Raw genomic sequence first — 9,561 nt, forward strand, 5'->3', positions numbered from 1 at the left:
TTGGCACCGTGGACAAGAAGAACGCCTTGCGCGCCGGCGCCGTCGCAGCCGGTACGACGCTGATGATGCTGCTGATGTCGTCCCCCGCGCTCGCGCTCACCCCGGACGACGGCGACGACCCGGGTGCCGGCCTGAGCGTGGCCGAGACCCTCGGCCTGTATGTCGTGGCGCCGATCGCCCTGTTCGTGGTGATCGCCGGCCTGGTGATGGTGCTCGACAAGTCCAGGAAGCAGAGCTGACCCTGCCCTGATCCCAGCCTTCGAGGCGCCCCGGACGCTCCCGCGTCCGGGGCGCCTTTGCTGTGCCGCCCTCCGGGCGATGATTCAGATCTGCCGGAAAAAACCGTCGAAAGCGTTCGATGGACCCAAGTGATCCTCCGGGGCGACGGTGGAGCCACCGCCCACCTCTCAGGAAGGCACCGGATGACCGTGGCGGACCGGACTGCGTCCGCACCGGCAGGACGCCCCCGCGCCACGGGTCAGGGCTGCTTGGCCGCGCTGCGCGAGGGTGCCGGCGGTTAGCCGTGTCGCGACGTAATGCACCGTAGTACGCTGTTTCCCATGAAGACCATCACCCAACGCGAACTCGCCGCGCGCTCCAAGGCAGTGCTGGATGATGTCGAGGCGGGCGAGACGTATCACGTCACTCGCAACGGAATAAAGATCGCCGAAGTCAGGCCGCTGAGCCCGCGACGGCGATACGTCCCGGTCGAGGAGATCCAACGGAAGTGGCGCAACGCGCCGCCGGTCGATCACGCGCGGATGCGTGCCGAGGCCGACGAGTTCTTCGGAGACGAGGACCGTGTCGGTGAAGCCGCCGACCCCTGGGACCGCAACCATGACTGAGCGCCACGAACGTGGGCTGGCCGACACATGTGTGGTCATCGACCTGCCCGCACTCGCTCCGGAAAGGCTGCCGCTGGAGATCGCCATTCCCTCGGTGGTCCTGGCAGAACTCGCCCAGGGCGTGGCCATGGCCAAGGATCCGGTCGAAACGCTGGCGCGTGCCCAGCGGCTCGCCGACGCCGAGGCGGACTTCGACGCCGTCCCCTTCACCCGTGAGGCGGCGCGGTGTTACGGCACGCTGGTCGCGCTCACCATCAGGTCGAAGCGCGATCCCCGGCCGCGACGGATCGACTTGATGATCGCGGCCACGGCCGCGGCCGAAGGGCTGCCTCTGTACACGCGGAATCCCGACGACTTCAAGGGCCTGGAGCAGGCGGTGGAGATCGTCGCTGTCTGACCCGTGAGCCGCGGCGGCTCGCCCCGAGGCCGGTCCGTCAAGCGTCCCGGGGCGTCACCGTCATCGGCATGCGGTCCGGGTGGGCCACGGCCGAGGCGACTTCCTTCGGTACGTGGCCCCCGGCCGGGCGCAGTTGCCAGCGGGCGAGGATCGTCGCCAGCGCGATCGTCGCCTCCATCCACACGAACGCGTCGCCGATGCACTTGCGGTTGCCCGCGCCGAACGGGATGTACGACTGGCGCGAGACGGCGGCGCGGCGCTCGGGCAGCCACCGGTCGGGATCGAACCCGTCCGGGTCCTCGTACAGGTCCGGGTCCCGGTGCATCGCGTAGAGGCTGAAGCCCACCTCGGTGCCCTCCGGCAGCGTGTAGCCGCCGAGTTCCACCGGCGCCGTGGCCCGGCGCATGAGCATGGTGACGCCGTGCAGACGTATCACCTCGTCGAGGACGCGGCGGACCGCCTCCAGCCTGGGCACGTCCTCGACGGCCACGGGCCGGTCGCCCACCACGTCCTTGATCTCCGCCACCAGCCGCGCCTCGGCCTCGGGGTGCTGGGAGAGTTCGTAGAAGGTCCACGAGAGCGTGGCGCCGTGGTCTCCGCTCCGGCGAAGAGGATGGTGCTCAGCTCGTCCCTGACCTCGGTGTCGGACAGGGACTCACCGGTCTCCGAGTCCTGCGCGGCCAGCAGCACCGACAACAGGTCGTTGTGCCCGGTGTCGCCGGACCGGCGGGTCCTGGCGACCACGTCGTCGATGACGGAGCGCAGGGTTGCGGCCGCCGCGTCGAAGTCCCGGTTGGGTTTGATCGGGAAGCGGTCCGGGAACTTGGGCGAGGCCGCCCGTATCAGCAGGTTCTTCAGCACGACCGGCAGGTTCTCGCGGATGGCGACCACCGCGGGCTCTCCGATGTCCGTGGAGAAAAGCGTGGTCGCCAGCGTCTCGATGGCGTACTGGGCCATCGCCTGCTCCACCTCGATCTCCTGGCCCGGTGTCCAGGAGTCCGCGAGCGCGGTGGCGTTGGTGCTCATCGCCTGCGCATACATCGTGATCCGCTGCGGGTGGAACATCGGCTGGATGACCCGGCGGTGCCGTCGGTGCACCTCTCCGCCCGCCGTCGCGAGTCCGTCGCCCGCGAGGGGGCGCAGCCGGTCGAAGAATCCTTTCCTCGGTACGGCTGTGATGCCGGCTCTACGCGAAGTGCGCAGCCTGCCGGCCAGGCACGGAAGGGGTGAGGGAGCCGGGCACCAGGTCCCACCACCAGGAGACGGCGGGGATGTCCAGCGGCTCGTGGCGGTCGTCGGTCGGAGTGTCGCTGAAGACGGGCGGAAGGTTCGCCGGGTCGTCGGGGGTGGTGTAGCGCACGGAGCTGACGCCCCAGTCCTGGGCCCCGCGGATGAAGCTGGACAGGCTCCGCAGGTACTGCCGCAGCTGGGGGCTGCCCTGCTCGGACAACTGCTCGGACAGGCGCATGTACAGGCACATCACCCTGTCCCGCTGCGCTATCGCGGTCTTCAGCGCCTGCTCGGTGCTCATGCCCTGCCGCTCCAGCACGCGCAGGGCGTTGAGGTAGTAGCCGGGGGTTCTGCGCTCCTTGTGGTGGGAGAAGATGTCGTTGTCCCAGGTGATGATGAACGACGCCATCTCGGCCGCGGCGCGCACCGCGGTGCGGTCCCGCTCGTGCGGCTGGAGCTCGTAGCCGTATCCCATCTCCAGCATGGGGAGCACCACCGAGGTCGCCCCGTCGTACAGCCGGATCAGCGTGTAGTCGTTGAGGTCGGGCACGGTGCCGGCGCGGCGGTGCGCGGCCTCCCACACCACCGAGAAGAAGTACTCCCGCAGGGCATCCACCCAGCGGGCCGTCTGGCCCGCCGTACCGTAGCGGTCCACGCGCATCCGCAGGTCCCGCAGGCCCGCGGCCAGCGGGTCATCCTGCATCATCGGCGCCTCGGGGTTCTGTGCCACCCGGATCAGCCGGTGCAGCAGGCCGGCCAGGTCACCGGGCCGGTGCCCGAGTTCGCCCTCCTCGCAGTGGCCGTCGTCCACGCCGAAGAGCCACAGTACGAAGTCCGCGAGAAGGGAGACGACCTCCTCGCGGCCCTCGGGCAGGATTCGTGCCGAGAACGTGCCGATGTCCTGCACCACCAGCTTGGCGCGCAGCGCCTCGGAGCCGATGCGGTACGTCTCGGCCCAGGCCGCTGTCTGGACGTCTATGTCCGCGTGCTGCGGGTGTATCGCGGGTGGAATGGGCGAGAAGAGCGGGGGGACGGTCAGCTCGGACTCCACGTGCGGCCTGCCTCTCGATGCGGGTGCGGCGCGTCAACCTCGTTGTCACACGCGCAACTTGCACCTCAGAGTGATCAACTACGCGGCATCGTACTCAGCCGGATTGGCTGATCCAATGGGACAAATCCCGGCCAGAGCGGTACGCAACGGGCCAACGATGGCCGGAAGTTGCGGCACGACCTGCGCCACTGGTTCCGGTTGCCGGAGCCGATGTCCGGGTCACGATGCCGCCTGCGCCTGGGCCAGGAACTGCAGGTAGCGCATCAGCGCCATCAGGACGTCCCGGCTGGACGCGCGCTCCCGCGCGTCGCACAGCATGATGGGCACGGCCTCCGGCAGATCCAGCGCGGCTCGCAGCTCCTCGAGCGGGTAATCGGGTGCGTCGGGGAAGGAGTTGACCGCGACGACGAACGGAACGCCGCGTTCCTCCAGCCTCCCGATGACATCGAAGCTGACCTCCAGCCGGCGGGTGTCGACCAGCACCACCGCGCCGAGCGCGCCCTCGAACAGCCCGCGCCACAGGAACCAGAAGCGCTCCTGGCCCGGAGTGCCGAACAGGTACAGCACCAGCTCCTCGTTGATGCTGATACGGCCGAAGTCCATCGCGACCGTCGTCGACGTCTTGCGTTCCACCCCCTGGGTGTCGTCCACGCCGACACCGGCCTGGGTCATCGTCTCCTCGGTCGTCAGTGGCCTGATCTCACTGACGGAGCCGACCAGGGTCGTCTTGCCGACACCGAAGCCGCCCACGATGACCACCTTGACGGCGGCCGTGGCGGTCGTCGGCAGCACGTCCTCGCTCCGCGGGCCGAGAGCCTGCTCAGAGCTTCTGAAGTCCATCGATCACTGCCTCAATCAACGCGCGGTCGGGGAGGTGGGCGGCCCGGACGGGTGCGCGGGCCAGCACCTTGTCCTCGGCCAACAGGTCGCTGAGCAGCACGGTGATCACGCTCACCGGCAGGCTCAGATAGGCGGATATCTCGGCCACCGAGAGCGGCGCCTGACAGATCCGGATGATGGCCGCGTGCTCCGGCTGCATTCCGGGTCTCGGCCCCGACCTGGCCACGATCAGTGTGACCAGGTCTAAGGCGGTGGGCGCGAAGGAGCCGCTGCGGCCGCCGGTGATGACGTACAGCCGCTCGGGACTGCCCGGCTCCCAGTCGTCGTCCGCGTCGCTCACGCGGTCTGCCCCTCGTGCCGCGGCGGCGTGCTCAGGTGCTCTCCGATCCGCAGCACGAGGTCCCGCATGCGCTGTCCCATCAGACCGGCGTCCACGCCCTCGTCGGCCAGCACCGCGAGATAGGCGCCCGCACCCGCGGCCATGAGGTAGAAGAAGCCGCCGTTCATCTCGATGACGACGAGCCGCATCTGGCCGTCGCCGTGGGGGAGTTCGGAGGCCACCGCGGCCGCGAGGCTCTGCAGTCCGGCGCAGGCGGCGGCCAGCCGGTCGGCCGAGTCGGTGTCCGACCCGTACTGGGCCATACGCAGTCCGTCGGCGGACAGCACGACGACGTTTCGGGTCTGCGGTACGCCCTCTGCCAGGTCCTTGAGCATCCAGTCCATGTTGGTCTGGTGGGACTGCCGCTGAATCATGGCTGCTCGTTTCCGTTGTTCGTCTGGGGAGTGTCGCCGGACAGGCCGCTCTGGAAGGCGGCCAGCCACATGCCGGGCTGCACCGCCGGTGCGGCGCCCTGCGCGGGGTCGGGCACGGTCGCGGGAGGTGTTTGCGTCCCGTCCACGGGGACGGCGGGAGCGGTCACCCGGGCCTTGCGGCGTCGCTGGGGGAGTCCGTTCGCGGTCCGCTCGCTCACCTGCGGGACGTCCTCGGCGGGAAGGGGCACCGTCAAGCCCGTGACCGGCCGCGGGAGCCGCTCGTGGGTGTCGGAGCCGGCGGGACGGGGACCGGAGGCGGCGCCGATGCCGTGCGCCAGGCCGGTCGCCGAGGAAGAGGTGGTGATCAGGGCCTGAGGGACGACGAGAACGGCGCGCACGCCGCCGTACGCGGAGGCGCGCAGCGACACCTGGAACCCGTACGCCTGTGAGAGGCGGCCCACCACGGCGAGGCCGAGGCGCGGGCTCTCGCCGAGGTCGTTGACATCGATGCCCTGCTGCGCCTGGCGCAGCATCCGCTCGGCGCGCCTGCGCGCCTCCTCGCTCATGCTGACACCGCCGTCCTCGATCTCGACGGCGATGCCCGACTGCACGTCGACGGCGGTCAGATGGACCTTGGTCTGCGGCGGCGAGTAGCGGGTGGCGTTGTCCAGGAGTTCCGACAGGGCGTGGATCAGCGGTTCGACGGCGGTGCCTACGACGGCGACCTCGGAGACCGAGTGCAGTTCGACGCGCTGGTAGTCGATGATCCGGGACATGGCGCCGCGCATGACGCTGTAGAGCGGCACGGCCTTGCTCCACTGGCGTCCCGGGCGTGCGCCGCCGAGGACGGCGATGGAGTCGGCCAGCCGGCCGATCAGCGCGGTGCCGTGGTCGATGCGCAGCAGGTCGCCGAAGACCTCGGGGGTCCGGCCGTGCCGGTCCTCCATCTCGCGCAGCTCCTGGGCCTGCTGGTGGACGATGGCCTGCACCCGCCGGGCGATGTTCACAAAGGCGCGCTGTGCGGACTCGCGCAGGTCCTCCTCGGCGCTGACCGCGTCGACCACCGAGCGGAGCACCGCGCGGTGCTCGGGCGGTGCGTCGACGGAGGCGAGGACGTCCTCGGGGAAGCCGCCGGACCGCAGGGCCTGGACCACCTGGGGCAGCAGTTCACCGGCGAGCCGGCCGGTCTGGGCCGTCTGGTGGGCGATCAGCGCGTCCTGCGCCGCGACCCGGTTGCGCAGTTCGCTCACCAGTCTGCCCCTGCGCATGGCCTCCGCACAGGCGACGGCGACCGCGGCGACGGCCACGGCGGAGACGATCAGCACGGGGGTGCGAGCCGACGCGGAGACCAGGAACACGGCCACGATCGCGGCCGCGGCGGTCGCGGCGACGGGCAGCTGCCAGACGAGGCTGGCCCTCGGCCGCGGACTTCCGGTCGACGTTCCCTGTCGAACCATCAGCATCCTCAGAAATCGAACGGGAAAAGATCACATGAAACAACCGGCGGGAGCATATCCCGCTCCGCGCAAGGGCGTTGACGGCGGGCTCCGCTCTGGCGAATTGTCGACGGCCGAAAACGCAAGGAGGCGCGCCGGGCCGACAGCGGCCCGACGCGCCTTCAATTTCCACCCGGTTCCTATGCCTCTTGCGTCACTCCGCTGCCGCGTCCGCCGCCTGCGCCTTCAGCGCACGCTCGACACCGGCCCGTGACTCCAGGACGAGCCTGCGCAGCGCGGCGTTGGGCTCGGCCGACTTCAGCCAGGCGTCGGTGGCGTCCAGCGTGTCCTGCGAGATCTGGAGCGAGGGGTAGAGGCCGACGGCGATCTGCTGCGCCATCTCATGGCTGCGGGACTCCCACACGCCCTTGACAGCCGCGAAGTACTTCTCCGTGTACGGGGCGAGCAGTTCGCACTGATCAGTTTGGACGAAGCCGCTGATCACGGCCTCCTGCACGGCGTTCGGCAGCGCTGCTTTCGCATCGGACACAGTGATCGACGCCCACGCCTGTGCCTTGGCCTCCGGCGTCGGCCGCGCGGCTCGCGCCGTCGCCGCGTGCCGCTCACCGGCCGCGGTCCTGTCCCGCCCGTACTCCCCGGCGATCTCCTCCTCGTCGAAGACCCCGGTCGCGGCGAGACGCTCCACGAACGCCCAGCGCAGCTCGGTGTCGACGGCCAGGCCCTCGATCGTCTGGGAGCCGTCCAGCAGCGCCTGGAGCAGGTCCAGCTGCTGCGGCGTGCGCGCGGTCGCGGCGAACGCCCGCGCCCAGGCCAGCTGGTGGTCGCTGCCCGGCTCCGCCGACCGCAGGTGCGCCAGCGTCGCGTCGGTCCACCGGCTCAGACCCGTCTCGCGCCACTGCGGCGCCGCGTACAGGTCGATGGCCAGCTTGACCTGGCGGTGCAGCGACTGGACCACGCCGATGTCGGACTCCTTGCCGATCCCGGACAGGACCAGCGCGAGGTAGTCGCGGGTGGCGAGCTCGCCGTCGCGGGTCATGTCCCAGGCCGAGGCCCAGCACAGCGCGCGCGGCAGGGACTCGGTGAAGTCGCCCAGGTGCCCGGTGACGTTCTTCAGCGACTCCTCGTCGAGGCGGACCTTCGCGTACGACAGGTCGTCGTCGTTGAGCAGGACGACGGCCGGACGGGCCCTGCCCACCAGGGCCGGCACGTCGGTCAGTTCACCGTCGACGTCCAGCTCGATCCGGTCGGTGCGCACCAGCCTGCCGGCCTCGTCGGTGCCGTCGATGTCGTAGAGGCCGATCGCGATCCGGTGCGGACGCAGCACGGGCTCGCCCTTGGCGCCCGCCGGTAGCGCCGGGGCCTCCTGCTTCACCGCGAAGGCGGTGATCACACCGGAGTCGTCCGTGGTGATCTCCGGGCGCAGGATGTTGATGCCGGCCGTCTCCAGCCAGGCCCTGGACCACATCTTCAGATCCCGGCCGCTGGTCTCCTCCAGCGCGCCCAGCAGGTCCGACAGGCGCGTGTTCTTGAAGGCGTGCGCCTTGAAGTACGCCTGTACGCCGCGGAAGAACTCGTCCATGCCGACATAGGCGACGAGCTGCTTGAGAACCGACGCGCCCTTGGCATACGTGATTCCGTCGAAATTGACGAGAACGTCATCCAGGTCGCGGATTTCGGCCATGATCGGGTGCGTCGACGGCAGCTGGTCCTGCCGGTAGGCCCACGTCTTCATGGAATTCGCGAATGTGGTCCACGAGTGCGGCCACCGCGAGCCGGGTGCGTACGCCTGGCAGGCGATCGAGGTGTAGGTGGCGAACGACTCGTTCAGCCAGAGGTCGTTCCACCACTCCATGGTCACGAGGTCGCCGAACCACATGTGGGCGAGCTCGTGCAGGATGGTCTCCGCCCGCACCTCGTACGCGGCGTCCGTCACCTTCGAACGGAAGACGTACTGGTCGCGGATGGTCACCGCGCCCGCGTTCTCCATCGCGCCCGCGTTGAACTCCGGCACGAACAGCTGGTCGTACTTGGCGAACGGGTACGCGTAGTCGAACTTCTCCTGGAACCAGTCGAAGCCCTGCCGCGTGACATCGAAGATCGCGTCCGCGTCCAGGAACTCGGCCAGCGACGGACGGCAGTAGATGCCGAGCGGGACCGACCGGCCGTCCTTCTCGTACGAGCTGTGGACACTGTGGTACGGGCCGGCGATCAGGGCCGTGATGTAGGTCGAGATGCGCGGCGTCGGCTCGAAGCGCCAGACGTTGTCCTCCGGCTCGGGCGTCGGGGAGTTCGAGATCACCGTCCAGCCCGCCGGCGCCTTCACGGTGAACCGGAAGGTCGCCTTGAGGTCGGGCTGCTCGAAGCTCGCGAAGACCCGGCGCGCGTCCGGGACCTCGAACTGCGTGTAGAGGTACGCCTGCTCGTCCACCGGGTCGACGAAACGGTGCAGGCCCTCGCCCGTGTTCGTGTACGAGCAGTCGGCGACGACGCGCAGCTCGTTGTCGCCCGCGTGCAGATGCTTCAGTGTGATCCGCGAGTCCCGGAAGACCGCGGCGACGTCCAGCGACTTCCCGTTCAGCAGGACCTCGTGCACGGCGGGGGCGACCAGATCGATGAAGGTCTCCGCACCGTCCTCGGCCGACGCGAAGCGCACGGTGGTCTCGGACCGGTAGGTCCCGCCCTCCTGTGCTCCGGAGAGATCGAGGTCGATCTCGTACGAGTCAACGGTGAGCAGGCGTGCACGCGCTTGCGCCTCTTCACGGGTCAGGTTTGTGCCAGGCACCCGGTCATCTCCTCGGTCTGCGATGTTTGCGGCCATCCTTCCACGCGCCGCCTGCGCTGCGTCCGGGACCGAGGAGGTGCCGGGACACGACGACGAGGGGGGGGGGGGCGGGGGGGGGCCCCCCCCCCCGCGGCACCCAGCCGCCGCCCCGCCGCACGGCGGCGGCCCGCACCGCCCGAGGCACCCCCGGACGCGCCGCGCCCCAG

General features: G+C 69.9%; 11 protein-coding genes. 3 read left to right on the forward strand and 8 right to left on the reverse strand.

The genetic code is table 11. The features are described 5' to 3' along the window. Nucleotides 1-8: 8 nt before the first annotated feature. From ACH5AF_RS01520 to ACH5AF_RS01530, 3 genes are all read left to right on the forward strand, one after another. Nucleotides 9-239, forward strand: a complete 231-nt coding sequence (locus ACH5AF_RS01520; protein WP_215184618.1) for a hypothetical protein — start codon at nt 9-11, stop codon at nt 237-239. A 321-nt stretch (nt 240-560) separates the two neighbouring features. After that, entirely contained in the window at nt 561-845 is a 285-nt protein-coding gene (locus ACH5AF_RS01525; protein ID WP_398899255.1) for a type II toxin-antitoxin system Phd/YefM family antitoxin, read from the forward strand. Further along, nucleotides 838-1,242, forward strand: coding sequence for a type II toxin-antitoxin system VapC family toxin (locus ACH5AF_RS01530; RefSeq protein WP_398899256.1), 405 nt, complete (start codon nt 838-840; stop codon nt 1,240-1,242). Before ACH5AF_RS01525 ends, ACH5AF_RS01530 begins: the two co-directional genes overlap by 8 nt. A 37-nt stretch (nt 1,243-1,279) precedes the next feature. On the opposite strand, the gene ACH5AF_RS01535 is transcribed toward ACH5AF_RS01530, so the two are convergent. The 8 genes from ACH5AF_RS01535 to pepN form a co-directional block, all read right to left on the reverse strand. After that, nucleotides 1,280-1,768 carry a cytochrome P450 gene (locus ACH5AF_RS01535; protein WP_398899257.1) on the reverse strand — a complete coding sequence of 163 codons (489 nt, stop codon included), beginning with the start codon at nt 1,766-1,768 and terminating at the stop codon, nt 1,280-1,282. Continuing rightward, nucleotides 1,675-2,340: a cytochrome P450 gene (locus tag ACH5AF_RS01540; RefSeq protein ID WP_398899258.1), complete on the reverse strand. Its 666-nt coding sequence runs from the start codon at nt 2,338-2,340 to the stop codon at nt 1,675-1,677. The genes ACH5AF_RS01535 and ACH5AF_RS01540 overlap by 94 nt, the downstream gene beginning before the upstream one ends. Before the next feature lie 88 nt (nt 2,341-2,428). Beyond that, the gene (locus ACH5AF_RS01545) at nt 2,429-3,523 is read right to left on the reverse strand and encodes a selina-4(15),7(11)-diene synthase (protein WP_398899259.1); all 1,095 of its coding nucleotides are present in this window, start codon (nt 3,521-3,523) and stop codon (nt 2,429-2,431) included. Between the two features lie 219 nt (nt 3,524-3,742). Beyond that, entirely contained in the window at nt 3,743-4,363 is a 621-nt protein-coding gene (locus ACH5AF_RS01550; protein ID WP_398899260.1) for a GTP-binding protein, read from the reverse strand. Then, nucleotides 4,344-4,703, reverse strand: coding sequence for a DUF742 domain-containing protein (locus ACH5AF_RS01555; RefSeq protein ID WP_398899261.1), 360 nt, complete (start codon nt 4,701-4,703; stop codon nt 4,344-4,346). Before ACH5AF_RS01555 ends, ACH5AF_RS01550 begins: the two co-directional genes overlap by 20 nt. Next, a complete protein-coding gene (locus ACH5AF_RS01560) occupies nt 4,700-5,116 on the reverse strand; it encodes a roadblock/LC7 domain-containing protein (protein WP_398899263.1) in 417 nt (138 codons plus the stop codon). Before ACH5AF_RS01560 ends, ACH5AF_RS01555 begins: the two co-directional genes overlap by 4 nt. Further along, nucleotides 5,113-6,573, reverse strand: coding sequence for a sensor histidine kinase (locus ACH5AF_RS01565; protein WP_398899264.1), 1,461 nt, complete (start codon nt 6,571-6,573; stop codon nt 5,113-5,115). Before ACH5AF_RS01565 ends, ACH5AF_RS01560 begins: the two co-directional genes overlap by 4 nt. A gap of 193 nt (nt 6,574-6,766) precedes the next feature. Further along, entirely contained in the window at nt 6,767-9,355 is a 2,589-nt protein-coding gene (pepN, locus tag ACH5AF_RS01570; RefSeq protein WP_398899265.1) for an aminopeptidase N, read from the reverse strand. Nucleotides 9,356-9,561 lie beyond the last annotated feature (206 nt).

It is taken from the genome of Streptomyces sp. NPDC018833 (assembly GCF_044390825.1).
In the GTDB taxonomy this organism is placed as follows: Bacteria; Actinomycetota; Actinomycetes; order Streptomycetales; family Streptomycetaceae; genus Streptomyces.

Excerpts from the sequence above, each read along its gene's own strand:
- ACH5AF_RS01525 (WP_398899255.1), top strand. The coding sequence starts at position 561 with ATGAAGACCATCACCCAACGCGAACTCGCCGCGCGCTCCAAGGCAGTG.
- ACH5AF_RS01530 (WP_398899256.1), top strand. The coding sequence starts at position 838 with ATGACTGAGCGCCACGAACGTGGGCTGGCCGACACATGTGTGGTCATC.
- ACH5AF_RS01550 (WP_398899260.1), bottom strand. The coding sequence starts at position 4,363 with ATGGACTTCAGAAGCTCTGAGCAGGCTCTCGGCCCGCGGAGCGAGGAC.
- ACH5AF_RS01560 (WP_398899263.1), bottom strand. The coding sequence starts at position 5,116 with ATGATTCAGCGGCAGTCCCACCAGACCAACATGGACTGGATGCTCAAG.
- ACH5AF_RS01565 (WP_398899264.1), bottom strand. The coding sequence starts at position 6,573 with ATGGTTCGACAGGGAACGTCGACCGGAAGTCCGCGGCCGAGGGCCAGC.